This window comes from Streptomyces sp. S3(2020) (genome assembly GCF_013044505.1).
In the GTDB taxonomy this organism is placed as follows: Bacteria; Actinomycetota; Actinomycetes; order Streptomycetales; family Streptomycetaceae; genus Streptomyces.
In genome coordinates, this window is sequence record NZ_JABERD010000142.1 from 1 (window position 1) to 24,855 (window position 24,855).

General features: G+C 70.1%; 17 protein-coding genes. 10 read left to right on the forward strand and 7 right to left on the reverse strand.

Annotation, left to right across the window (positions count from 1 at the left end; all coding sequences use genetic code 11):
- Window positions 1-172 precede the first annotated feature (172 nt).
- Window positions 173-1,582: a Tat pathway signal sequence domain protein gene (locus HLK59_RS33740; protein WP_171145393.1), complete on the forward strand. Its 1,410-nt coding sequence runs from the start codon at window positions 173-175 to the stop codon at window positions 1,580-1,582.
- Here HLK59_RS33740 and HLK59_RS33745 read toward each other — a convergent pair.
- Together HLK59_RS33745 and HLK59_RS33750 are read right to left on the reverse strand one after the other, a co-directional pair.
- Window positions 1,579-2,178, reverse strand: a complete 600-nt coding sequence (locus HLK59_RS33745; RefSeq protein ID WP_171145394.1) for a TetR/AcrR family transcriptional regulator — start codon at window positions 2,176-2,178, stop codon at window positions 1,579-1,581. The two genes, HLK59_RS33740 and HLK59_RS33745, sit on opposite strands and share 4 nt — an antisense overlap.
- 20 nt (window positions 2,179-2,198) lie before the next feature.
- Window positions 2,199-4,253 carry a discoidin domain-containing protein gene (locus tag HLK59_RS33750; RefSeq protein ID WP_171145395.1) on the reverse strand — a complete coding sequence of 685 codons (2,055 nt, stop codon included), beginning with the start codon at window positions 4,251-4,253 and terminating at the stop codon, window positions 2,199-2,201.
- 230 nt (window positions 4,254-4,483) lie between these two features.
- Here HLK59_RS33750 and HLK59_RS33755 point away from each other — a divergent pair, with 230 nt between their 5' ends.
- The gene (locus tag HLK59_RS33755) at window positions 4,484-7,651 is read left to right on the forward strand and encodes an RICIN domain-containing protein (RefSeq protein WP_171145396.1); all 3,168 of its coding nucleotides are present in this window, start codon (window positions 4,484-4,486) and stop codon (window positions 7,649-7,651) included.
- Here the strand turns inward: HLK59_RS33755 and HLK59_RS33760 are convergent.
- The 4 genes from HLK59_RS33760 to HLK59_RS33775 form a co-directional block, all read right to left on the reverse strand.
- Window positions 7,640-9,541 (reverse strand): beta-L-arabinofuranosidase domain-containing protein, encoded by a 1,902-nt coding sequence (locus HLK59_RS33760; protein WP_171145397.1) that lies wholly within the window; start codon window positions 9,539-9,541, stop codon window positions 7,640-7,642. The genes HLK59_RS33755 and HLK59_RS33760 overlap by 12 nt on opposite strands.
- A 4-nt stretch (window positions 9,542-9,545) precedes the next feature.
- Entirely contained in the window at window positions 9,546-10,373 is an 828-nt protein-coding gene (locus HLK59_RS33765; RefSeq protein WP_171145398.1) for a carbohydrate ABC transporter permease, read from the reverse strand.
- Window positions 10,374-10,388: 15 nt separating this feature from the next.
- Window positions 10,389-11,351 carry a sugar ABC transporter permease gene (locus tag HLK59_RS33770; RefSeq protein ID WP_171145399.1) on the reverse strand — a complete coding sequence of 321 codons (963 nt, stop codon included), beginning with the start codon at window positions 11,349-11,351 and terminating at the stop codon, window positions 10,389-10,391.
- Window positions 11,352-11,418: 67 nt separating this feature from the next.
- Entirely contained in the window at window positions 11,419-12,741 is a 1,323-nt protein-coding gene (locus HLK59_RS33775) for a sugar ABC transporter substrate-binding protein (RefSeq protein ID WP_171145400.1), read from the reverse strand.
- A gap of 185 nt (window positions 12,742-12,926) precedes the next feature.
- Between HLK59_RS33775 and HLK59_RS33780 the strand changes: the two genes are divergently transcribed.
- From HLK59_RS33780 to HLK59_RS33805, 6 genes are all read left to right on the forward strand, one after another.
- Entirely contained in the window at window positions 12,927-13,955 is a 1,029-nt protein-coding gene (locus HLK59_RS33780; protein WP_171145401.1) for a LacI family DNA-binding transcriptional regulator, read from the forward strand.
- Between the two features lie 148 nt (window positions 13,956-14,103).
- Window positions 14,104-17,379 (forward strand): discoidin domain-containing protein, encoded by a 3,276-nt coding sequence (locus HLK59_RS33785; RefSeq protein WP_171145402.1) that lies wholly within the window; start codon window positions 14,104-14,106, stop codon window positions 17,377-17,379.
- Complete coding sequence (locus HLK59_RS33790; protein ID WP_171145403.1) at window positions 17,376-18,860, forward strand: family 43 glycosylhydrolase; 1,485 nt, start codon at window positions 17,376-17,378, stop codon at window positions 18,858-18,860. Before HLK59_RS33785 ends, HLK59_RS33790 begins: the two co-directional genes overlap by 4 nt.
- A 167-nt stretch (window positions 18,861-19,027) precedes the next feature.
- Window positions 19,028-19,861, forward strand: coding sequence for an NAD-dependent protein deacetylase of SIR2 family (locus HLK59_RS33795; RefSeq protein ID WP_171145404.1), 834 nt, complete (start codon window positions 19,028-19,030; stop codon window positions 19,859-19,861).
- Window positions 19,862-19,877: 16 nt separating this feature from the next.
- Window positions 19,878-20,729 (forward strand): SDR family oxidoreductase, encoded by an 852-nt coding sequence (locus tag HLK59_RS33800; protein WP_171145405.1) that lies wholly within the window; start codon window positions 19,878-19,880, stop codon window positions 20,727-20,729.
- Between the two features lie 12 nt (window positions 20,730-20,741).
- Entirely contained in the window at window positions 20,742-21,620 is an 879-nt protein-coding gene (locus HLK59_RS33805) for a protein-ADP-ribose hydrolase (protein WP_171145406.1), read from the forward strand.
- Here HLK59_RS33805 and HLK59_RS33810 read toward each other — a convergent pair.
- The gene (locus tag HLK59_RS33810) at window positions 21,593-22,501 is read right to left on the reverse strand and encodes a helix-turn-helix transcriptional regulator (RefSeq protein ID WP_171145407.1); all 909 of its coding nucleotides are present in this window, start codon (window positions 22,499-22,501) and stop codon (window positions 21,593-21,595) included. The two genes, HLK59_RS33805 and HLK59_RS33810, sit on opposite strands and share 28 nt — an antisense overlap.
- Window positions 22,502-22,621: 120 nt before the next feature.
- Between HLK59_RS33810 and HLK59_RS33815 the strand changes: the two genes are divergently transcribed.
- Together HLK59_RS33815 and HLK59_RS33820 are read left to right on the forward strand one after the other, a co-directional pair.
- Window positions 22,622-23,263, forward strand: coding sequence for a DNA alkylation repair protein (locus HLK59_RS33815; RefSeq protein WP_171145409.1), 642 nt, complete (start codon window positions 22,622-22,624; stop codon window positions 23,261-23,263).
- Between the two features lie 168 nt (window positions 23,264-23,431).
- A complete protein-coding gene (locus HLK59_RS33820) occupies window positions 23,432-24,268 on the forward strand; it encodes a hypothetical protein (protein ID WP_171145408.1) in 837 nt (278 codons plus the stop codon).
- The last annotated feature ends 587 nt before the right edge of the window (window positions 24,269-24,855 follow it).

Sequence of the window (24,855 nt, forward strand, 5' to 3'; positions counted from 1 at the left end):
CCCCTGGCGCCCGGAGCCTCCCGTCCCCCGAACAGCGACGGCCCTCGCAGCTGACGCCCCCAACTGCTTCGCCCTTCCCAGCCGTTGACCCGGACCTGAGGCGACAGCAGAATGAGCGCGCACTCCTGAGAGCGCTCTCAAGCGCGCCCGCCCCTTCGATCCGAGGAGACCCATGACCGGCAGCCAAGGCCGCCCCGCGTTCCATCGCCGCGCACTCATCGGAACCGGACTCGGTGCCGCGGTCCTCCTCGCCACCGGTTCGGGCACCGCCCGCGCCGCGGACCGGGCCGCGGCCTCCTCCGCGTCCGCTGCTTCCTCCGCCTCCTCCGCCCCGAACCGGGCGCGGGCGTTCCTCGCCGCCGCCATGGACGCCTACCCCGACCACGGCACGATCCGGCTCGCCCAGAGCTACACCGACCAGGCAGGCCTGTTCAGCACCGCGTTCACCTACGACAACGCACTCGCGGTCCTGGCGAACCTGGCCTGCGACACCGGGGACGGCAGATCCCGTGCGACGGCACTCGGCGACGCGCTCCTGTACGCACAGGCCAACGACCCGGACCACGACGACGGCCGTCTGCGCCAGGCCTACAACGTGGGGCCGTACACCTTCTACGACGGCACCCTCCAGCCCGACGGGTTCGTGCGGGCGGACGGAAAGGCCAACATCGGCTGGCAGTTCGGCTTCACGGGGACCGCCGTGGGCGACATGGCCTGGGCCGGCATCGCCCTCGCCGCGCTGGCCCGGCGGACCGGGGAGCGCCGCTTCCTCACCGGTGCCGTGCGGATCGGCGAGTGGATCGACCGCACCGGGCGCACGGACGAGCCGCTCGGCGGTTTCAAGTTCGGGGTCGACGGGGCGAACCAGAGGCTGCCGTTCACCTCGACCGAGCACAACACCGACCTGATCGGCCTGTTCGGTCAGCTCGCCCGGCTCACCGGGGACCGGGTGTGGCGGGAACGGCGTGCGGTCGCCGGGGCGTTCGTCCGGCGGATGTGGGAGCCGGACGGGGGCTTCTTCTACACCGGCACCAACGACGGCGTGACGATCAACACGTCACCGATCCCCGAGGACACCCAGACCTGGACGCATCTCGCCCTCGACTCCCCGGTGTACGAGCGCTCGTTGGACTGGGCCGCCACCGAACTGGCCGTCCTGGACACGCCCGAGCGCCCCAACAGCACGGTCCCCGCGGGCCAGTCCTACGAGGGCGTCACGTTCAGTTCCGCGAGCCTGCTGGCGAACGAGGGCGCCCCCATCGCCGACGGCCAGCCCAAGCCGGACCGCAACGGTGTGTGGTTCGAGGGGACGGCACACCTGGCGCTCGCCCTGCGCCACCGCCGGGGCTCCGGGGACGAGAAGCGCGCCCGGCGCCTGATCGCCTCCATCGAGCGGGCCCAGGACCTGCTGGGCGCCGGCCAGACCTTCGGCGGCGGGGCGGTGGCCGCCAGGTCCGGAGTGGTGTCGGCGAGCAGCCCGCTCGACACCGGTTTCGGGTTCGGCTACTACCCGTACCGGCACACCGGCGCCACCGCCTGGTACCTGCTGGCGGCGGCGCGGTCCAATCCGCTCCAGGCCTAGCCTTCGGCCGTCACCAGCCCCGCGACATGGGCGGTGACGGTGTCGAGGATGTCGGTCCAGGCCTCCTCGTCGCCGAGCACCAGGTAGTTGAGGGTGAGCCCGTCGGTCATGGCGGCCAGATAGCGGGCCAACACGGAGACGGGCACCCGGAGTCGGAGGTCGTTGTCCTGGCGCAGCTGCTCGATGAGCTCGGTGTAGAGCTCTCCGTACAGTTCGTACTGCCGCCGCGCCAGCTGCTCGAACCCCGGCTCGCGCAGGGCGTACTGGGTGAGTTCGTAGGTGAGCATGTGCTCGTCGGGGTGGGCGCGCACATGGTCCCAGTACGCCTGGAAGCCGGCCCGGACGGTCTCCTCCAGGGTCTCCCGGGGCTTGAGTGCCTCCTTCACGATGGTCACGTAGTGGTCGGTGATGGTGGTGATGACGGCCTCGATCAGTTCCTGCTTGGAGTCGAAGCAGTAGTGGAAGACGCTCAGGGAGACGCCCGCCTCGGCGGCGATGGACCGGGTCGTGGTCTTCGCCACGCCGTCCCGGGCCATCGCCCTGATCGCCGCTTCCGTCAGCTGCCGACGCCGCTGGGCCGACGGCATCCGTGCCATGTGCGACTCCCCCGTGCTCGTCAGGCGCTGTTCACGCCGACCTCGTAGAGCGAGTATCCCCAGTCGGTGCCGCGGTCGAGGCCGTGGACACGGACGTAACGGGCCGGTGTGCCGGTGAACTTGGCCGTGTCGAGGCCGCCGTCGCCGGAGGTGGTGGACCAGGCGGTCTGCCAGGTGGTGCCGTCCGTGGAGAGTTCGACGCGGTACGACTTCCCGTAGGCGCGCTCCCAGTCGAGCGTCACGCGCGAGACCAGGTTGGTGGTGCCGAGGTCGACCTGCCACCACTGGTCGTCGCTCCAGTCGCTGGCCCAGCGGCTGCCGCTGTCGCCGTCCACGGCCCGGCCCGGCTGGTAGCTGGTGAACGGGTTGGACTCGGACGAACTCGCCGTCGCGGTACGCCCCTTGGCCAGGTTGACGCCGGCCTGGTGCTGCTCGGAGGCGCCCCAGGTGTCGAGGTAGGACTCGGCGCCGCGGAACAGGTCGTCCACCACGTCCTGCCCGCCGACGAGCCGGATGTCCTCGATCCAGTCGGGGATCAGGCCGACGTTGGCGCCGCCGTCCGTGTTGAAGTCGAAGGTGCGTGAGCCGACGGTCTGCTTGTCGATGACGGAGCCGCCGTCGACGCTCTTGAAGGGGTACGTCACCTTGTTCGTGGCGTCGGCGCCGCGCGGGGCGGGATGGTCGCCGATGCCGTTGAAGTCGGTGCCGTAGCCGTAGCCCACGTCGTACTTGGCGCGCAGCGCGTCGGTCCGCTCGGCCTCCGCGCTGAAGCCCTCGGAGCCGTGCATGTACTGGGCGACGAAACCGCCGAGGGAGTAGACCCGCTCGGTCCAGTTGAGGTCCATCCAGCTGTGCGAGGAGAGCACGCCGGGGTAGGAGGCGGCCTCGAACATGTCGAGGACCTGGCCGGTGGCCTTGACGCTCATATGGTCGATCTCGAGCATCATCTTGCGCTTCATCATGCCCTCGACGGCGTACTCACCGAGGTCGGTGAGCCCGCGGACGTTGCACTGGGCGTTCTCGTCGTACTCCGGGACATCAGTACCTGCCGGCAGGTCCGCCTCCGCCTCGGACGCGGCCGTGCCGATGGGGTTGTCGTGCTGGGGGCCCGTGCACTTCTCGGTCTTCCAGAAGGTGCCGGTCGACAGGAACTGCCCCACGTTGATGGCCGTTCCGAGGCCGCCCTCGTCGAAGCGGACGCCGCACAGGGCGTTGTCGAACTTGTGGCACAGGAACATGCTGCGCACACCGAGGTCGTAGAGCTCGTCGAGCCCCTTGTCGATGTCCGCCTTGCTGCACTGCGCGATGTCGAGGATCTGCTTGCAGCCGAACGGCTCGGAGGTCTCGACGCCCAGGATCACCGCGAGCTTGCCCTGCTGGATGACCTGGCGGGCCTGCGCGCTGTCGGTGACGATCCGGAACCAGCCCTTGCCCGCGCCGCCGTACATGGCGTCGACGTAGTCCTGGAGCTGGTACGTGAGCTTGGCCTGGAGCCGGATCGAGGTCATCTCGTCACAGCTGCGGTCCTTGAACGGGTACACGGAGCAGATCACACCGTTGGTGACGAGGTCGTTGACGAGCACCCGCTGCCCGCCGCGCCAGGCGCGTTCGATCCAGGCGTAGTAGTTGGCCTGATGGGTCATCGAGTCGTACGCCGGCCAGTCCTTGAACGTCGGCCAGCCGACCGGGTCGTGCTTGCCGTCGCCGCCGTGGGTGATGTAGTCGAAGATCGCGAGCGTGCCGTCCGGGTAGTGCTCGGGGCAGTCCTTGAGCGCGTCGGCGACGCCCGCGGTGGAGAACACCTTGCCGCAGATCAGCCGGCCGCCGAAGGCCTCGTTGGAGAACAGGTGGTTGTGCGCGTCGACGAACCCGCGTACCTCACCCGCCGAGTCGGTGCCGGTGAACGGCTCGCCGGTCACGTTGATCTGGGAGTCCGGCGCGGGGCGCGCGCTCGGGTTCCACCAGTCGCTCGCGGCCGCCGAACTCGGCGTGGGGCCAAGGGCGATGGCCAGCACGAAGAGGAGCAGCGAAACGACGGTCACGTCTTTCCGTCTGCGATACGAACATCGAGTCATGGTCGATACCACGCCCCTCGGTCGGCGGCCATGAGTTTGTCATGACCGGCGCAATCTGTTCGACGAGGATCGCTACTGGCGAGTTACGAGTCAAGAGTCCGGGACGCTTGACCTGATCGGCTCACCGCATGCGCGCTGTCTTGACGTGTTCATATCCGTCGTCGAGCATGCCTTGAATGTGATCGCTTGTGATTGATTCTGTGACTCTTCGTGTCCCGGAAGGGAGTTCCGTGTCCACTCGCCGACGCCGCACCGTCCGCGCGCTGACGCCACTCGTCCCTCTCTCGCTCGCCGCAGGACTCGTCACCGCCGTCCCCGCCGTCGCCGCGGACACGGCACCGCTCAGCTCGGTGACGGTACGGGTCGATCCGTCGTACCAGCAGCAGGAGTTCGAGGGCTGGGGGACGAGTCTCGTCTGGTTCGCCAACGCCACGGGCGGTTATCCGGAGCCGATCCGAAGACAGCTCGTCGACATGCTGTTCGGCGAGGAAGGGCTGGCCCTCAACATCGCGCGCTACAACATCGGCGGCGGCAACGCCCCCGACGTCCGCAAGGACTACATGAAGACGGGCGCGACGATGGAGGGCTTCTGGAAGGCGCCCGACGGAACCACCCAGAAGGACATGGACTGGTGGGACCCGAACAATCCCGACCACTGGGACTGGGACGCCGACGCGAACCAGCGGTGGTGGGTCGACCAGATCAAGGACAAGGTCACCACGTGGGAGGCGTTCAGCAACTCGCCGCCCTGGTTCCAGACGGTCAGCGGATACGTCTCCGGCGGATTCGACTCCGGTACCGACCAGATCCGCGCCGACCGCGTCGACGACTTCGCCGCCTACCTCGTGCGCGTGTCGGAGGAGATGGAGAAGGAACACGGCATCACCTTCGACACCATCGACCCGCTGAACGAGCCCAACACCTCCTACTGGGGCACCCAGTTGGGCACCGACGGTCAGCCCACCGGCGGGCGGCAGGAAGGCGCCCACGCCGGGCCCGCCCTCCAGCAGAAGGTGATCCTCGCCCTCGGCAAGGCCCTTGAGGGCGCGACGACGAAGGCCCAGGTCTCCGCCATGGACGAGACCAACCCCGGCATCTTCACCACGAACTGGAACGCCTACTCCGCCGACGCCCGGGCCGCCGTCGACCAGCTCAACGTGCACACCTACGGCACGGGCCAGCGCACCAGTGCCCGCGACATCGCCAAGGGCGCGGACAAGAAGCTGTGGATGAGCGAGGTGGAGGGCACCTGGGGCACCGGCACCGACTTCACCAGCATGGAGCCGGGGCTCGGCATCGCCACCCGCATGGTCGACGACATGCGTGAACTGGAGCCCTCCGCCTGGGTGTTCTGGCAGCCCATCGAGGACGCCGTCCCGCAGGCCGCCGCCGGCAAGAACTGGGGCAGCATCCATGTCCCGTTCGACTGCACCGCCGAGGACACCCTGGAGAGCTGCCCGATCCGGGCCAACTCGAAGTTCCACACCATCCGGAACTTCACCCACTACATCCGCCCCGGCGACCGCTTCGTCAAGGTCGACGACACCTCCAGCGTCGCCGCCGTCGCCAGCTCGGGCCGCTCCGCGACCGTGGTGCACGTCAACGGCGGTACGACCGCGCGTTCCGTGACCCTCGACCTGTCCCGCTTCGGGAAGGTCACTCAAGGCGCCACCGTCACCCCCGTGGTGACCAGCACCGACGGCGCCCTCGTCCAGGGCGCACCGGTCCGTGTCACCGACCGTTCGGCCACCCTCACCGTCCCCGCCAAGTCGGTCACCAGCTTCCTCGTCAAGGGCGTCAGCGGGGTCGCGAAGGACGCCGCACTCGTCCAGCCGGACCACGTCTACCGGCTCAAGGGCACACAGAGCGGCAAGTCGCTCGCCCCCTCGGACGACGGCACCGGCGTCGTCATCCGCACGAACGACGCGAGCAGCGCCCAACAGCTCTGGTCCGTAAGCCAGTTGACGCCCGGCACCGACCACCGCGAGCGCTACGCCCTCACCAGCGCCACCAGCGGCAAGCGGCTCGCCGTACGCGAGAACCAGGCCGTCCTGGAGGATCCCTCGGACGACGAGGCCGCGCAGTGGATCATGTCGACGACCGGTGACGACACCTGGACCTTCGTCAACGCGGCGACGGGCCGTCTCCTCGACGTCTCCGGGCAGTCCTCGGCCGACGGCGCCAAGGTGTCGACGTACACCCCCACTTCAGGGGCGAACCAGCGCTGGACGGTGAGCGACGAGACCGTGCGACGCACCGAGAAGGCCGAGGTCTTCACCGTGCCCGGCCTGGCGCCCACCCTCCCGGAAACGGTGACGCCGGTGTACCGGGACGGGGCCCGGGGCGCGCTGCCGGTCGTGTGGGACCCGCCGTCGGACGACGCGTGGGCCGATCCGGGCACGGTACGGGTCAGGGGCACGGCGACCGATCCGCTCGGCCGGGAGATCCGCGCCAGGGCGGTCGTCACCGTCGACACCATCGCCTCGACGGTGCCCGGCCGCGCCAAGACCTACGTCGGCGGCAGTCCCGGACTGCCGGACACGGTCGTCGGCGTCGGCGCGCACGGAGGCCGGACCGACCTGCCGGTGACCTGGGACGCGGCGCCCGAGGGGGCGTTCGCCGAGGCCGGCGTGGTGACCCTGCGCGGTACCGCACAGGTCGTGGACGGCGGCACGGTCGACGCGTCCGTACGCGTGCAGGTCACCGAGCCGACGAGTACCGACATCGCGTCGGACGCCGGCGTGACGGTCGCGGCGACCTACACCGAGAGCGGCTACTCCGCCGAGCGCCTGCGCAACGGCGACACCTCCGACAAGGGCTGGTCCAACTGGCGGTCCGGCACCAAGAACCCGTCCGACACGATCACCTTCGCCCTCCCGACGGCTCGCGACCTCGACCGGGTGGTGGCGCACTTCTACCGGGACGGGAGCAACGTCTCCTTCCCCGCGAGCCTCAAGGCGCAGGTGCGCCGGGCGACGGACGGCGTCTGGGTCGACGCGAGCGAGGAGATCACGGTCGGGACCGAGGGCACACCGGTGGTCGACGTGCCGATCGAGGCGGGCCCGGCGACCGGGGTGCGGCTGGTCATGACCGCCCGGTCCGGCGGCTACATCACGATGAGCGAGGTCGAGGTGTACGCCAAGGCTCCCGGTGTCTCCTCGGACGCGGCCGCCGCGTCGATCGAGGTCAACGGCGTGCCGGTCGCGGACTTCGCCCCCGACACCGGCGACTACCGGGTCCGGACCGCCGATCCGGCCCGTGCCGTGGTCACGGCGACGGCCCGCGACCCCTATGCGACGGTCGACGTCGAGCGCGGCCGTGGACACGCCGTGGTCACCGTGACCAGCGAGGACGGGTCCCGGACGACGACGTACCGCCTCACGCTCCTACGGCGCTGAGTCCACGGTCGGCGCTGAGTCCACGGCCGGCAACCACACGCGCATCGTCGAGGGCCCCCGGTTCGCCCAGGAGTGGTAGGGGACCAGGACGATGCCCGTGCCGGCGCCGGCCGTCTGCGGGGCCTCGAACGGCCGGTACGGCCAGGCTTCGTCGGCCTGGGCGCCGAGCTCCCCCGCGACGACCACGGACCCGTCCGCCCTCCCCTCCGGCGGGGCGGACGGGTCCACCCGTACCGCGTCGACGTCGCGGTCGTCCGGCAGGTCCACGGATTCGGCGCAGTACACCAGCGGCCCGCGCTGGACGGCGGCCGTGCCGCGGATCGCGTCGACGCGCGGGTCGGGTCCGAGCCAGCGCGGCAGTACGGGCAGTTCGAGGACGGTCTCGTCACCGGGCCGGAAGACACGGGTGACCTCGGCCGTGCCCGGGGTGACCGCACGGCGGTCCCCGTCCGGGCCTGCCAGCCACGCGGTGGCGCCCTCCGCCCATGCGGGGACGCGCAGCGACAGGGTCCACGGGTGGGCGGGGGTCCGGTCGACCGTGACGGTCACGCGCCCGTCCGTGGGGTAGTCGGTACGGATCCGCAGCGCGATGCCGCCGGTGCTGATCTCGGCGTCGGCGTACTGGTGGAGCTGGATGCCGTGGTCGTCGGTCGTCGCCAGGTAGCCGGGCAGCAGGGCCAGGGTCCGTGCCACGTTGGGCGGGCAGCAGGACACCGCGAACCAGGGGGCGCGCAGGCTCGATTCGGCGCGCGGGACCTGGACGTCGGCCGCGGGCACGAAGCCGCGGCGGCGCCGGTGCAGGGTGTTGGAGTAGAAGAAGGACCGGCCGTCCTCGGCCGGGGAGGCCGCGACCACGTTGAACAGGGTCCGCTCGGCCAGATCGGCGAAGCGTGGCTCGCCGGTGGCGAGGAGGAGGCGCCAGCTGAGCATGACCGAGGCGACGGCGGCGCAGGTCTCGGAGTAGGCGCGGTCGGGCGGGAGGACGAAGTCGTCGCCGAAGGACTCGTCGCGGTGGTGCGAGCCCATGCCGCCGGTCAGATAGGTACGCCGGGCGACCGCCGTCTCCCACTGCCGTACGACGGCGGCGAGCAGATCCTCGTCCCCGGTCTCCACGGCCACGTCGACGGCACCGGACGCGAGGTAGAGAGCCCGGACGGCGTGGCCGCGCAGCACGGTCGCCTTCCGCACCGGCATGTCGTCCTGGTAGTAGGCCCGGCCGAACTCACCGTCTTCCAGGGTGCCTTGACCCCTGCGGTCGACGAACAGCGCGGCCTGGTCGAGGTAGCGCTGCTCGCCGGTCAGCCGGGCCAGTTCGACCAGGGCCGTCTCGATCACCGGATGCCCGCAGACACCCTGGTTGCCCTTCGCGTCGAAGAGGGCGCACACATGGTCGGCGGCACGGCGGGCGATCTTCGTCAGCTCGCCCTCACCGCTCGCCCGGGCCTGGGCCACGCCCGCCTGGATCAAGTGCCCGTAGCAGTACAGCTCGTGGCCCCATTCGAGGTCGCTGTAGCGGGGCTGCTGGCCGGGGCGCCCGAAGTTGGTGTTGAGATAGCCGTCGGGTTCCTGGGCGGTGGCGATCGCCTCGGTGATCGGGTCGGACCCGGTGCCTGCCCAGCTCATGGCTTCGAGCAGTTTGTAGACGTCGGAGTCGGCGAACTCCCGGCCGCGCCGGGCCGCCACGGGGGCGCGGAAGTTGCCGGTCCAGCCGACGCGTTCCATCCAGTCGCGGCAGTGCTCGATGGTGGCGGTGGTGTTGACCTCCCGGCGCCGGGCCCAGAAGCCGCCGGTGATCCGGACCTCGTCGAGGCCGAGTGGCCGCAGGCGGCCACGGCTCGGTGTCACGGGTGCGACGGGATCGGTGTTCCCCTTCGACTGGTTCGACTTCAACGCATCATCCTTTCAGGGCACCTGACATGAATCCGCGCACGTAATGCCGTTGCAGCAGCAGGAAGACGAGGAGACAGGGCACGGCGAGCACCACCACGCCCGCCTCCGTGGCGCCGTAGTCGACCGCGCCCATGCTCTGTTGCCGCAGATTGGCCACGGCCAGCGGCAGGGGCGCCTTCTCGCTGTCGGAGATGAGGATCAGGGGTGCGATGAAGTCGTTCCAGGCGGCGAGGAAGGCGAACAGTCCCACGGTGATCAGCCCCGGTCGCACCGCGGGGAGCAGAACCCTGCGCAGGGCGCCCGCGGTGCCGCAGCCGTCGACGAGGGCCGACTCCTCCAGTTCGCGCGGTACCGATTCGAAGGAGATCCGCATCATGAAGGTGGCGAAGGGCAGTTGGAACAGGGCCAGCACCAGGCTGAGCCCGATCAGCGAGTTCTGGAGGTGGAGTCTGCCGAGCAGCACGTAGAGGGGGATGAGGAGGGTGGCGTACGGGACCATGAGGATGGCCAGGGTCAGCAGGAACAGCAGGTTCTTGCCGGGGAACTCGAAGCGGGCGAAGGCGTAGCCGCCGAGCAGGGACACCCCGAGGGTCAGGGCCACGGTGAGCCCCGAGACGACGGTGCTGTTGAGGAGGTACTGCCACAGGCCGGCGTCGTAGTCGAGCAGCATGCGGTAGTTGCCGAGGCCGTAGCCGGAGTCCTGTGCGGTGCCGGGCTGTTCACTGACCGAGGCCCAGGCGTTCCAGACCAGGGGGAACAGGAAGATGACGGCCAGGCCTCCGGCGACGACGTAGTACGGCGTCCGGACGAGGACTTGGGCTCGGTTGAGCATGGCGGGTCCCCCTTCCTACGACTCGTCGGAGCGGTGCAGGCCGCGGAACTGAAGGGCGTTGAGCAGCAGCAGCGCCCCCAGCACGATGATCGACAGGGCGGCCGCGGTGCCGAGGTCGAGCCGCTGGAACGCCTCGCGGTAGATCAACTGCACGATGGTGACGGTGCTGTTGTCCGGGCCGCCCTTGGTGAGGACGAAGAACTGGTCGAAGGCGAGCAGTGATCCGGTTACACACAGCAGGAGGGACAGGGCGAGCGACGGGCGCAGCAGCGGCAGGGTGATGCGGCGGAAGATCTGGCCGCGGCTCGCGCCGTCCATCCGGGCCGCCTCGTACAGCTCGTGGGGGATGCGCTGGAGTCCCACGAGCAGGATCAGCATGTAGAACCCGGCGAACTTCCAGACCACCAGGAACACCGTCGACAGCAGGGCGTTGGTCGAGGTGCCGAGGAAGGACACCGGCCCGTCGACCAGTCCGAGGTGTTCGAGGGTGCTGCTGACCGGTCCGGTGGTCGGGCTGTACAGGCCCCAGAACAGCAGGGAGGCGGAGGCCATTCCGAGGGCGCCGGGCAGGAAGTAGACGGTGCGGAAGAAGCCGGCGCCGGGGCGGGACTCCTGGACCAGCAGGGCCAGCAGGAGCGCGAGTGCGAGGAGGACGACGGTGACGATCACGGTGTAGAGGAGGGTGAAGCGGACGGCGGGCCAGAACAGGGGGCTGTCGGTGATGTCGGTGTAGTTCTCGGGGGCGTTGCGGCCCTGGTCGCCCGCGAGGAGCGGCCAGTCGTTCAGGGACATCCGGCCGACCAGGAGCAGGGGCCACACGAAGAGGACGGCGACGAACACGGCGGTGGGAGCCGCGTATCCGAGTCCCTGGACCGTGCGGGAGCGCCACAGGGACCTGGTCGTACGAGGTCGGTGTGCCGGACGCGCCGGCCGTACCCGGTGTTCGGCCGCCGCTCGGTCGGGCGCCTTCACCTGCATGGCTCTCCTGTCGGTCGGCTCGGGCGACGCGGTGCCCTCCAGACGACGCGGTCCGCACTCGGTGGGCTCAGTCCGCCAGCGAGGCGCTCACCGCGTCGTTGTCCTTGTCGACCGAGCTCCCGTCGCCGAAGACGGCGTCGCGCATCATGGTCAGCCAGGGCCCGTTGGGGTCGTTGAAGGTCTGGCCGAACTTCAGCGCGTACGGGGTGTGGCCGTCGGACACGAGCTCGTTGATGGTGACCAGGCGCGGGTCCGCGTCCGAGTACTTGTTGGACGCGAGGTCGGTGCGTGCCACCACGTCCTTGTGCGCGGCGACCACGTCGACCTGTGCCTTGTCGCCCACGGACCAGGCGAGGAAGTTCCAGGCCTGGTCGGCCGACTTGCTGGTGGCGGAGATGCCGATGGCGTCACCGCCGACGAAGGTGGCCTTGCCGCCGTCGGGGCCGGGGATGGGGGCGACACCGAGGTCGAGGTTCTTCGGCATCAGACCGAGGGTGGTCGACGGCATCGGCATCACGCCGATCTGTCCCTTGGGGAACAGCCCGGTCCAGGTGGCGCCCGTCTCGTCGCGGGCGCCGGGGGCCACGATGTCGTCGTCGACCCAGCCGCGGTAGGTGTCGTAGACCTTCTTCGCGGTGGCGGAGGCGAGCGTCGCCGCGGTGCCGTCCGCGTTCATCACCTCGTCCCCGGCGGCCCAGATCGACGGCCACCAGGTGAAGACGCCGCAGCCGCCGCAATTGCCGCCGAAGAACGTGCCGTTGACGCCACCGCCGAGCTTGTCCACGGCGCGGGCCTGCTCGTCCCACTCCGCCAGGGTGGTGGGCGGCTTCTCGGGGTCGAGCTTCGCCTTGCGGTAGAGGTCCTTGTTGTAGAAGAGGACCGAGAGGTCGAGGGTGTGCGGCACGACGTACTTCTTGTCCTCGTACGTACCGGCCTTGATGTGCGACTGGGCCAGTTCGTCGGCGAAGGGCAGGGCGTCGATGCGGTCGGTGATGTCGGTGAAGAGGCCGCTGCTGGTGTAGTTGGGGACGAACACGACGTCCGAGGCGAACAGGTCGGGCAGGTCCTTGGAACCGGCGGCGGCACCGACCTTGGCCTGGTAGTCGTCGGTGGGGATGACGGTGAGCTTGATCTGGTTCTTGTGGCTCGCGTTGTACGCCTTGACGAGGGCCTCGCTCTGCGGCCGGGTCGCCGCGCGCGTCCACATCGTCAGCTCGGCGCCGTCGTCGACGCCGGTGACCTTCGCCGCCGCGCCCCCTCCCCCTCCGCCCCCGTCGTCCGAGTCGCCGTCGCCCGACCCGCATGCGGTGGCCAGTCCCAGGCTGGTGAGAAGGACCGCGGCCGTGACGAGACGGCGGACGCGGCCGTGCGATCCGATGGGGCTCCCCATGACGATCTCCCTCCGCGACGAGCACCGGGAAGAAACAGGCCGAAAAGGCTTTCGCCAAGCTAGAGCCGAGCTGAAAGCCCGTCAATCCCTCGCGTACGAACGGAGTTTCAGGTGCATGCCGAAAGTTGTCGCGTACGGTTTACGCACGTGCTGCGAGACCACGTGCCGCGAGACAGGAGACACACATGACACCAGCCACCGGCCCCGCTCGTTCGCACACCGCCACCCTCAGCGATGTCGCCCGGCTGGCGGGGGTGTCGGTCGCCACCGCCTCCAAGGCCCTCAACGGGCGCAGCCAGGTGCGCGCCGAGACCCGGCAGCGGGTGATCGAGGCCGCCGAGCGGCTGTCGTTCCGCCCCAACCAGCTGGCCCGCGGTCTGCTCGCCGGGCGGACCGGGACGGTGGGTCTGCTCACCAGCGATCTGGAGGGCCGCTTCAGCATCCCGATACTGATGGGCGCCGAGGACGCCTTCGGGGCGGGCGAGGTGGCGGTGTTCCTGTGCGACGCCCGGGGGGACGCGATCCGTGAGCAGCACCATGTCCGCGCACTGCTCGGCCGCCGGGTGGACGGCCTCATCGTCGTGGGCAGCCGGACCGATCCGCGGCCCTCACTCGGCCGTGACCTGGCCGTTCCCGTGGTCTACGCGTACGCGCCGTCGGACGACCCGGCGGATCTGTCCATCGTCCCGGACAACGTCGACGCGGGCCGGATCGCGGTGCAGCATCTGCTGGCCTGCGGCCGCACCAGGATCGCCCACATCACCGGGGACCCCGGCTACGCCGCCGCGCACGACCGGGTCGAGGGCGCGCGGGCCGCGCTCGCGGACGCCGGTGTCGTCCCGGTCGGCGAGCCCCGGTTCGGGGCCTGGTCGGAGGGGTGGGGGCGGGCGGCCACGGCGCTGCTCCTCGACCGGCATCCGGATGTGGACGCGGTGCTGTGCGGCAGTGATCAGATCGCGCGGGGCGTCATGGACGTGCTGCGCGAGCGCGGGCACCGGGTGCCGGAGGACGTGGCGGTCATGGGCTTCGACAACTGGCAGGTCCTCACCTCCGGTTCACGCCCGCTGCTCACCAGCGTCGACATGAATCTGGAGCAGGTCGGCCGGGCGGCGGCACAGGCGCTGTTCGGCGCGATCGGCGGCGCGGCGCACTCCGGGGTGGAGGCGCTCCCGTGCCGGGTGGTGATCCGGGGCACGACGGCCCCGCTGTCCTGAGAACAGCCCCACTGTCCTCAGGGCAGCCCCACTGTCCTGAACCGCACGGTCCGCCAACTCAAGCCTCTCCGAGCTTCCTTGACACTCCATCAGCTCGCTCCTACGTTGCGAAAACCTTTTAGGTCTTTTCCGCCAAGGGGAGCCTCCGATGCGAAGACGAACCGAGCCCGTCTTACAGCGCCTCCTGATCGTCCTGGCGCTCCTCGCCTGTTCCGTCCTCACCGCCACCCCCGCTCGCGCCGCCCAGACCATCGGTTTCCCCACCTTCAACGGGCCCGCGATCCCGGCCCCGCCCGTCGCCCACACGCCCGGCGACATGATGAAGGCGATCTACGACGCCGAGAGTTCGGGCACCGACTTCTGGATGGACCGTCTGCTGGCCCGCTCCGGCGACGACCCGGCCGGCCCCTGGCTGATGAGCCGGGGGCGCGCGCTGTTCATGAAGACCCACAACCCCGCGGTGCTCGGCTTCGGCGGCAACGTGGCCTACTGGGAGAGCGTCAACAACCAGAACGCCTACAGCGTCGCGATCAACCCGGGCACCTTCACCGAACAGGTCTCCCAGCGCCGGCAGGTGCCGAGCCACTGGAGAAGCGTCCACACCGGGGGCTCGATCGAGGTCACCCAGACCAAGTTCATCACCGACAACAACGTCGCGGTGACGAACCTGTCGATCAAGAACAACGGCAGCGGCTCCACCACCCTCCAGCTGCGGGCGACGTCGCCGTACGCCACCACCGGCAGCGGCGGCGAGCTGACCGGCCAGGTCAACGCGTACAACAACCTGACCACCCTGCGCCCACGCCTCACCGGCGACGGCTTCGCCGTCTCCAGCGGCGGCCTCAACCGCTCGGTGACCATCGCGGCCGGAGCCACCGCGACCGCGAAGGTCGTGATGGGCTTCGTCACCGACGAGATCCCGGCCTCGCTCACGGAGTACAACGCCTACGCGGGCTACTCCAACGCCACCGCCTTCGCGACCCATGTCCGGGCCTACAACCAGTGGTGGGCGCAGAACGTGCCCTACATCGACGTGCCCGAACCGGCGATCAAGAAGAACATCTACTACCGCTGGTGGCTGATGCGCTTCAACAACCTCGACGCCGACATCCCCGGGCAGACCTTCCAGTTCCCGACCTCCACCGAGGGCGTCCTCGGCTACAACAACGCGATCGCGCTGACCCAGCCGATGCACATCGACGACCTCAAGTACCTGCGCGACCCGTCCTACGCGTACGGGGACTGGCTGAGCGTCGGCCAGGTCTCCAAGAACGGCCGGTTCCTCGACAACCCGGGCGACCCGGAGAACTGGTCCAACAGCTACACCCAGTACATCGCCGAGGCGGCCTGGAAGAGCTACCAGATCCACGGCGGCCAGCCCGGCATCGCCGCCAACCTGGCCCGCTACGCCGAGGGCGACGTCAAGGGGCAGCTCGCCTACTACGACCACGACAACAACAAGCTGATCGAGTACGACTGGGGCGCCCTGACCGGCAATGACGCCGACGCCGTCTCCTTCCACTGGAAGCCCGGCAACATGGACCGCGCCGAGTCCGCCTACCAGTACAGCGGCGCGCTCGCCGCGGCCCAGGCGTACGAGGCGATCGGCAACACGGCGAAGGCCACCGAGATGCGTACGCTCGCGACCCAGATCAAGGACGCGATCGTCAACGTGCTGTGGAACCCGAACCGGCAGCTGTTCGAGCATCGGTTGAAGTCGACGAACGAGTGGGTGCCCTGGAAGGAGATCAACAACTACTACCCGTTCTCGGTCGGCGCGGTGCCCAACACGGCCACCTACCGGCAGGCGTTGCGCCTGTACGACGATCCGGCCCAGTACCCGGTCTTCCCCTTCTACACGGCCAACCAGGTCGACAAGCAGGCCGCGGCCGACGCCGGGAACCCCGGCTCCAACAACTTCTCCACCATCAACTCCACCGTCCAGTTCCGGCTCTACTCCTCGGTGCTGCGCAACTACCCCAACTCCTGGATGAACGCGACCGACTACAAGAAGCTCCTGTACTGGAACACCTGGGCGCAGTACATCGGCGGCAACACCCAGTGGCCCGACGCCAACGAGTTCTGGGCCGACTGGAACGGCAGCTCCATCGACTACCGCTCCTGGATCCACCACAACATCCTGGGCAGCGGCAACTGGACCGTGATCGAGGACGTCGCGGGGCTGCGGCCGCGCAATGACGCCAAGGTCGAGCTCTCCCCCATCGACATCGGCTGGTCCCACTTCACCGTCAACAACCTCCGCTACCGGGGCGCCGACCTGTCGGTCGTCTGGGACGACCCGGCCGACGGCGTGGTCCGCTACCCGGGCATCCCGGAGGGCTACTCGATCTACGTCAACGGCAGCCGGGCCGCCACCGTCAGCACCCTGGTGCCCTTCACCTGGGACCCGGCCACGGGTGACGTGACCACGAACGGGACGGTCACCCACCACACGGCCGTCTCCGGTCTGAAGGCACCCAACCAGGTCGTGCAGAGCAGTCCCCGGATGGTCGACATGCTCGCCAAGGCCGGCGTCGACCTCACCGCCGACCTGACCAACCTCGCCTCCGGCGCGACCGTGTCCGCCTCCCACACCGGGTCCGGCAGCACCACCGCCGGCGCGGTCGACGGCTACCCCGTCAACGAGCCCTTCTGGGGCGCGGGCGGCTCGCCCAACAGCCAGGACTGGTACGAGCTGAACCTCGGCACCGCCCGCACACTCAACGAGGTGCGCCTGTACTTCAAGGACAGCAGACCCGCGAGCACCACCTATCGGGCCCCGTCCGCGTACAACATCCAGTACTACAACGGCAGTTCATGGGTGAACGTCCCGAGTCAGACCAAGAGTCCGGCGGCTCCCCGCGCCAACTACAACCTGGTGACCTTCCCTGCGGTCAGCGCCCAGCGCGTCCGGGTCCTGGCGACCAACGCCTCCGGCGCCAAGACGGGCCTGACCGAGGTGAAGGTGTTCAACCGGGGCGGCGTCCAACCACCGGCCAACCAGGCCGGATCGGCCACCGCGACCGCGTCGTACACCTCCCCCTGGGAGACCGTCACCGCGGTCAACGACGGCATCGACCCGCCCTCCTCCAACGACACCGTGAACCCTCGTTGGGGAACCTGGCCGGAGACCGGCCAGCAGTGGGCCGAGCTGACCTGGCCCGCGGCGAAGAACCTGGACAAGGCGGAGATCTACTTCTTCGACGACGACCAGGGCATCGACATGCCGTCCGCCTGGAAGCTCCAGTACTGGAACGGCGGTTCCTACGTCGACGTGCCCGGCGCGAGCGCGTACACGCTGACCAAGAACCAGTACAACACCGTCACGTTCACCGCCACGAGCACCACGCGGCTCCGGGTGCTGCTCACGAGCAACGGCACCAACTCCGTCGGTCTCCTCGAAGCAAAGGTGTACGGCCCGTGACCAGAACCAGACTCCTCCTCGCGCTGCTCGCCCTGGCGGCGGCCCTCCTCGTCGCACCACCCGCGTCCGCCGCCGTCACCTTCACCTCGACGGCCGTGAACCAGACCGGCGGCAACTGCCTCGACCTGCCTGGCAGTTCGCCGACGGCGGGAACCCAACTGCGCGCCTTCACCTGCTCCTCCGGCGCCAACCAGAACCTCGTCTACTCCCCCGTCTCCGGGACCACTGACACGTACACCGTCACCACCCAGTCCGGTCAGTGCGTCGACGTGTACGGCGCGTCCACCGCGGACAACGCCGCGATCATCCAGTGGCCCTGCCACAACGGCGCCAACCAGCGGTGGCGGGTCGTCCCGGTGACGGTCTCCGGGACCGACAGGACGTTCAACCTGGTCTCCGTCGGATCCGGCAAGTGCGTGGCCCCGAGCGGTGGTTCGTCGGCCTCCAACACCAACCTGGTGCAACTGCCGTGCTCCACCGCCAACGGCAGGGTGTGGCGGCTGCCCGGCTTCACCGGCGGCGGCACCACACCGGGCACCTTCACCAACCCGCTCTCCCAGCACGGCCCGGACCCCTGGCTGACGTACTACGACGGGTACTACTACCTCGCCACGACCACCTGGAACTCGACGATCACCATGCGCAAGGCCGACACCCTCGCCGGTCTCGCCACCGCCACCGACCAGGTGATCTTCAACCTGACCCGGCCCAACGGGGCGGGCACGATGTGGGCGCCCGAGTTCCATCTGCTCGACGGCCCGAACGGCAAGCGGTGGTACTTCTACTACACGGCCGGACGGGAGCCGTACGACCTGGGCACCCAGCGCATCCACGTCCTGGAGAGCGCCGGCCTCGACCCGATGGGGCCGTACAGCTTCAAGGCGGACCTGCTCGACCCGACCCAGGACAACACCTGGGAGCTGGACCCGGGAATCCTCCAACTCAACGGCCAGCTCTACCTGTTGGGCACCTTCTACAACGGCTCGCAGCCGATGTTCATCCGCCCGCTGTCGACCCCCTGGACCGCGAGCGGCACCCGCCGGATCCTGTCCACCCCGACCTACAGCTGGGAGACCGTGGGCGGCGCGGTCAACGAGGGCGCGGAGGTCCTCCAGCGGAACGGGAAGACGTTCATCGTCTACTCCGCCAGCCACTGCTCCACACCCGACTACAAGCTGGGCATGCTCACCTACAACGGCGGTGACCCGCTGAACTCCGCTTCCTGGGTCAAGTCCCCGAACCCGGTCTTCCAGCGGTCCAACGCCAACGGCGTGTACGGCCCCGGCCACAACGGCTTCTTCAAGTCGCCCGACGGCACCGAGGACTGGATCGTGTACCACGCCAACAACTCCACCAGTGGCGGCTGCGACATGAACCGGACCACCCGGGCCCAGAAGTTCACCTGGAACGCGGACGGCACACCCAATTTCGGTACTCCGGTGGCCCTGGGTGTCCCGCTCACCGCACCCTCCGGGGAGTAACCTGTCGGATTCTGACCATCAGGAGTCGTGATCCGGCTCCGCCGCGTGCGCTTCCTCCTCCTACGTTGGGATTCGGCCGATCCGCTTCGACCGATCCGCTTCGACCGATCCGCTGCGGCCGCCGGCCGTCGCCACAGGGCCGGGACACCCAGCCGGAGGAGGAGGCCATGCGGGAGACGGACACGGTCCGTACCTGGCTCGACGAGGCCGACCGCGTACTGGTCACGGCCGGCGCCGGGCTGAGCGCGGCGGCCGGATACGACTACGGCGACGAAGAACGGTTCCGACAGCTCCTCCCGGCGCTGTACCGGCTCGGGCTGCGCTCCCGCTACCTGCTGGGCGTGCCGCTGCCGGCCGACATGATGTGGGGCTACTGGGCCGTCCACATCGACGACATCCGCTTCGGCACCGAGCCCAACCCCCTCTACCGGGAGCTGCGTTCACTGGTCGGGGACCGCGACCACTGGGTGCTGACGTCCAACGTCGACGCGCTCTTCGCCCGCAACGGCTTCGACGCGGACCGGATCTTCACTCCGCAGGGCGACTACGGCCGGCTCCAGTGCACCGTGCCGTGCACCCAGGAGACCTGGGACTCCCGGCCCTTCCTCGACCGGATCCGCACCGCGTACGACACCGGCACGGGCCGGGTGACCGACCCGGCAGCCCTGCCCGTCTGCCCCCGCTGCGGCGCCGAGGTCTTCCCCAACGTGCGCGTGGGCCCCGAGTTCGTCGACGGCGCCTATCTGCCGGCCGGGGAGCGGCTGTCGCGCTGGCTCGGCGACGCGCCCGGCGATGCCCGGCTGCTCGTCCTGGAGTTCGGTGCCGGATTCAATACCCCGGGCGTGATCCGGTGGCCGATGGAGAATCTCGTACGCCACACCCCCGGGGCGCGCCTGGTGCGGGTCAACCCCGTCCATGCGGACGTCCCCGCCGACCTCGGAACCCGTGCCCTGTCCGTGCCGTCCGGGGCGGACGGGCTCCTGAACGCGCTGACCGTGTGAGGAAGTGATCTGGACCATGTCCGAGTCGACAGTGGTGGTGACCGGAGCCACGGGCCGCCTCGGCGGACGCGTCGCCCGCCGCCTGGCCGAGCGGGACGTACCGCAGCGGCTGCTGGTGCGCAGCCTCGAGCGGGCGCCGCGGCTCCCCGGGGCGACACCCGTGCGAGGCGGCTACGACGACCACGACGCCGTCGTGAGCGCCCTGACCGGCGCGGAGACGGTGTTCATGGTGTCGGCCTCCGAGAGCGCCGACCGGCTCTCCCAGCACCGGGCCTTCGTGGACGCCGTCGTCGAGGCCGGCGTACGGCATCTGGTGTACGTCTCCTTCTTCGGTGCGGCACCCGACGCCGTGTTCACCCTGGCCCGGGACCATTTCCACACCGAGGAGCACATCCGGGCCACCGGGTTGGCGTACACGTTCCTGCGGGACAACTTCTACGCCGAGTTCGTGCCCGATCTGGCCGGTGCCGACGGTGTGATCCGCGGTCCGGCGGGGCAGGGGCGGGCCGCGTTCGTCGCCCAGGGCGACATCGCCGACGCGGCCGCCGCGGTCCTAGACCGGCCGGCCGAGCACGCGGGCGCGGTCTACGACCTGACCGGACCGGAGTCCCTGTCGCTGGCCGAGGCCGCGGCCGTGCTGTCCGAGGTGCGGGGACGTACGGTCACCTACCACCCGGAGACGATCGAGGAGGCGTACGCGTCCCGTGCCTCCTACGGTGCCCCGCGGTGGGAGCTCGACGCCTGGGTGTCCACGTACACGGCCATCGCGGCGGGTCAGCTCGACGGCGTCAGCGATGCCGTTCCCCGCCTCACCGGCCGCCCCGCCACGAGCGTCGCCGACGTCGTGCGCGGGATGCCGCCCCGCTGACAAGGAAGCCCGATGTTGCCGCTGGCCGCCTACCGTGCCGCGATCGCGCTGGACGAACCCTTCCGCCCGACGGTGCCCGCGGCACCCGCCGACCGGCTGGACGAGTGGGTGCGCTCGGCGCTCGGACGGCTCGCCGCCGAGCGCGCCGCGGCACGGCTCGGCCTGCCGGACCTCGCGGCGTTGGACGACACGGCGGCCCGCGGGGTGCTGCGGGCGCTGTTGACGGTCCGCGCTCCCGGCCCGCTGCCCGACGGTGCGGCGGAGGCGGTGGACGCGGTCCTGGGCGCGGAGCGCGCCGTGCGGCCGGCCGTGTCGGCACACCGACTGCCGACGGTTTCCGGCGAGTTGCCGTTCACGCTCTGGCGGGGCGACATCACCACCCTTGCCGCGGACGCGATCGTCAACGCCGCCAACAGCGCCCTGCTCGGCTGCTTCCGACCTCTCCACGCCTGCGTCGACAACGCCGTCCATCACGCCGCCGGGCCCCGCCTCCGGGACGACTGCGCCACCGTCATGGCGTTGCAGGGATCCCCCGAGCCGACCGGTACCGCGAAGATCACCCGGGCCTATCACCTGCCGGCCCGGTACGTCCTGCACACCGTCGGCCCGGTGGTCGACGGTCGGCCGGGCCCGGGTGACGCGGAGGCGCTGGCCTCCTCCTACCGTGCCTGTCTGGACCTCGCCGCCGAGGTGGACACCATCCGGACCCTCGCCTTCTGCGCGGTGAGCACCGGCGTCTTCGGCTACCCCGGGGACGAGGCCGCCCCGGTCGCCCTGCGCACCGTCGCCGACTGGCTGCATGCCCACCCCGGACGGTTCGACCGGATCGTGTTCACCGTCTTCGGCGCCGCCGACGAGACGGCCTACCGGCGCGCCCTGGACGCCTGCTGACCGGTGCGCCCACGCACCGCGTCGCGGAAGTCGATCGGTGACTCGCCGACCCGGTGCGTGAAGTACTTGTTGAACTGGGAGGCGTTGGCGAAGCCGAGCCGGTCGGAGATCTGGGCCGCGGTGCGGTCGCTGTGTGCCAGGAGCCGCTTGGCCTCCAGTACGACCCGGCGGTCGACGAACTCCTTGGCGCCGACTCCGGCGGTGTTGAGGGTGGCCCGCGCGAGGGTGCGGGCGGAGTACCCGAGCAGGTCGGCGTAGTCCTCGACCCGCCGGGTGCGGACGAAGTGCCGTTCGACCGCGTCGCGGAAGCGGAGGTACGTCTCGTCGGGAACCGGCGCGGGGGTGCCTTCCGGGACCGTGAGATGGGCCAGCCGCAGCACGAGGACGGCCAGGAGGTGCCGCAGGGCCGCCACGTGCACTTCGAGGGGCAGGTGGCCGAGTGCCTGGAACTCCCGGCTCAGGTGCTCCGCGGCCAGGTCGAGGGCCTCGGCGTCCTCGGCGACGGGGGTGCTGAGGGCCGGTGCGTGCGGGTCGTCGAGGCGGGCGGCCGTTGCCGTGGCCGCGTCCAGGGCGTCCTGCCGGAACAGGACCATCGTGCCCTCGGCCCTGGTGAGGTCACCCCACTGCTGCACCTGCCCCGGGCGCACCCACAGCCAGGAGCCCGGCCGCAGGGTGTGCCCGGTGAAGTCCACGGTGTGGTGGAGCTCGCCCGCGGTGAGGGTGAGCAGGTGATGGAAGTCGGGACGCTGCGGCCGGGAGAGAACGTCCTGCGGTACGCGCCTTCGCAGTTCGGCCAACGACATGACCTCGACCCCGGCAGGAGTGCCGGCCGGGGCGGCGAAGGGGATCTCGGGGATCCGCTGTCGGCTTTTGACCATCATCGCCCCCGAGTGTACGAGCAGGGCCGCCCTCGGACGACTTCCCTCGTGTTCCCTCGTAGGCTGAATCCCGCCCACGACGGACAGGAGGCCGAGGTGACGGGGACGACGGTGGACGAGGTGATGGCCGAGCTGGCCGGGCTGGAGGACCCGAAGGCACGCGTGGTCAACGAGCGACACGGTGACGATCACGGTGTGAACCTCGGCAAGCTGCGCGCCCTCGCGAAGCGGCTCAAGACGCAGCAGGACCTCGCGCGCCGCCTCTGGGCGACGGACGACACCGCGGCGAAGCTCCTGGCGACCCTGGTCTGCCGGCCGAAGGCGTTCGAGCGTGACGAGCTGGACACCATGCTGCGCACGGCACGCACACCCAAGGTGCACGACTGGCTCGTGAACTACGTGGTGAAGAAGAACCCGCACGCCGAGGAACTGCGCCTGGCCTGGTCCGCCGATCCGGATCCCGTGGTCGCGAGCGCCGGCTGGGCACTGACCGTCGAACGCGTCACGAAAAGGCCCGAGGGCCTCGATCTCCCGGGCTTGCTCGACGTCATCGAGGCGGACATGAAGGACGCCCCGGACCGCCTCCAATGGGCGATGAACCACTGCCTCGCCCAGATCGGCATCGACCACCCCGAGCACCGCGCCCGCGCCCTCGACATCGGCGAGCGCCTTCAGGTGCTCAAGGACTACCCGACCTCTCCCGGCTGCACGTCCCCGTTCGCACCGGTCTGGATCGCCGAGATGGTGCGCCGGCAGCAGGCTTAGCCGGGGGTCGAGCCGCCGGCCGGTGACGCCCAGCCGCTTCGCCCTTCCCTGATGTGCCGTTATGCGATCACGCCCCGGTCACATCTGCGCAGGGACGTCACACAGGCTGCACACACCCCTCCGAAAGCGTCGCTACCTTTGCTCGCGACTCGCTCCCCCGTGCGAAAAGTGAACACAGGAAGACCGCAGATGGACTACTGCTCCACATGCCGCCGGCACCTCAACGGCGCCCTGGTGTGCCCGGGGTGCGGCGCCTACGCCCCGGACATCGCCCCCCTCGCCGTGCGAACGCCCTCACCGGCCCCCGAGACGGTGACGGAAGCGTGGCAGCCCCCGAGCCATCTGTGGCACGACAGGGATCCGGGTACCGAGGAAGCCGGTGAGGCACCGCAGGAGCACCTGTACGACGGCTCGGAGGCCCCCGCGCCGCTGGGCCGGGCGGCACGGCGGCGCCAGCGGGAACGCTGGAAGAAGACCCAGCGCAGGGCCCTGGTCGCCACCGCGGTCGCCCTGGTCGGCGGCGGTCTGACCGTCGCCTCCATGGACCGCCAGTCCACGGACCGCACACAGGCGGCCGCCGCACCGGACAGGGAAGCCATGGGCATCGCGGAGGACGAGGTGACGGTGCCGGTGCCGGCCTCCTCGACGCCCACCGGGACGACCCGGTCCCAGGAGAGCTCGTCCACGAACCGCTCGTCCACGGCGAACGCGCCGCACGAGCAGACGGCCACCACACCGCAGGCCACGCCGACGACCGAGGCGGACCAGCCGGACACCCTCGCCGACTCGCTGACCACGACGGTGAACTCCGCCGAGTCCGCGGCCACCTCCACGGTGTCCGACACCACGGACACGGCCACGCAGACCTCGGCTTCCCCCACGCCCACCGCGACAGACGGCACCGACACCTCGTCGAGCACGGACACCTCGTCGGCGACCCCCACACCGTCCGAGTCCTCCTCGTCCTCGGGCCTCTGCCTGCTCGGGCTGGTCTGCATCAGCTGATCCCGCATCGCCGGCCGCGCTCCCTCTCCGGGGCGCGGCCCTGACGTGGAGGCCACGCTTACACCCCGGCCCCGAAGTATGTTGTCCCACCACATGTGCGCCTGACTTGCGGATTCCTACGGTGTTCCGACACCCACCCGTCCCCACCGCACACGAGGAAGTGGCGCACATGGCCTCCGCAGCAACCGCTCCGCCAACGCCGAACAACCTGAAGCGCATCGTCGCCGCCAGCCTCATCGGCACGACCATCGAGTGGTACGACCACCCATCCGAACAGAGCTACGACCTGCGGTTTTGGCTAGGAACCGGCGTTCGAGTCAGCACCGAATCAGCACCGCGATCTCCTCGTACTGGTAGGCCACCACCAGGCGTTGCGGAACGGGCCGCACCAGGCACCCATCAGCCTTCGCAATTGACTACGCACCGTGTTCACGCCCGGCAGCGGCACGAGCCGCCCCTCACCCGGCGCACGCCACTTCAGATGCCGGATCCGATGCGCCCGCCCCCGCCCCGGCCCCTATCCCCATCTCCCAGCCCACACGCCCCCTGACCACCTCGTATGACGCGCTCTGCATGCCCAACAACAA

Coding starts and splice junctions, on each gene's coding strand:
- HLK59_RS33740 (WP_171145393.1), top strand. CDS start 173: ATGACCGGCAGCCAAGGCCGCCCCGCGTTCCATCGCCGCGCACTCATC.
- HLK59_RS33745 (WP_171145394.1), bottom strand. CDS start 2,178: ATGGCACGGATGCCGTCGGCCCAGCGGCGTCGGCAGCTGACGGAAGCG.
- HLK59_RS33750 (WP_171145395.1), bottom strand. CDS start 4,253: ATGACTCGATGTTCGTATCGCAGACGGAAAGACGTGACCGTCGTTTCG.
- HLK59_RS33765 (WP_171145398.1), bottom strand. CDS start 10,373: ATGCTCAACCGAGCCCAAGTCCTCGTCCGGACGCCGTACTACGTCGTC.
- HLK59_RS33770 (WP_171145399.1), bottom strand. CDS start 11,351: ATGCAGGTGAAGGCGCCCGACCGAGCGGCGGCCGAACACCGGGTACGG.
- HLK59_RS33775 (WP_171145400.1), bottom strand. CDS start 12,741: ATGGGGAGCCCCATCGGATCGCACGGCCGCGTCCGCCGTCTCGTCACG.
- HLK59_RS33780 (WP_171145401.1), top strand. CDS start 12,927: ATGACACCAGCCACCGGCCCCGCTCGTTCGCACACCGCCACCCTCAGC.
- HLK59_RS33785 (WP_171145402.1), top strand. CDS start 14,104: ATGCGAAGACGAACCGAGCCCGTCTTACAGCGCCTCCTGATCGTCCTG.
- HLK59_RS33795 (WP_171145404.1), top strand. CDS start 19,028: ATGCGGGAGACGGACACGGTCCGTACCTGGCTCGACGAGGCCGACCGC.
- HLK59_RS33800 (WP_171145405.1), top strand. CDS start 19,878: ATGTCCGAGTCGACAGTGGTGGTGACCGGAGCCACGGGCCGCCTCGGC.
- HLK59_RS33805 (WP_171145406.1), top strand. CDS start 20,742: ATGTTGCCGCTGGCCGCCTACCGTGCCGCGATCGCGCTGGACGAACCC.
- HLK59_RS33810 (WP_171145407.1), bottom strand. CDS start 22,501: ATGATGGTCAAAAGCCGACAGCGGATCCCCGAGATCCCCTTCGCCGCC.
- HLK59_RS33815 (WP_171145409.1), top strand. CDS start 22,622: ATGGCCGAGCTGGCCGGGCTGGAGGACCCGAAGGCACGCGTGGTCAAC.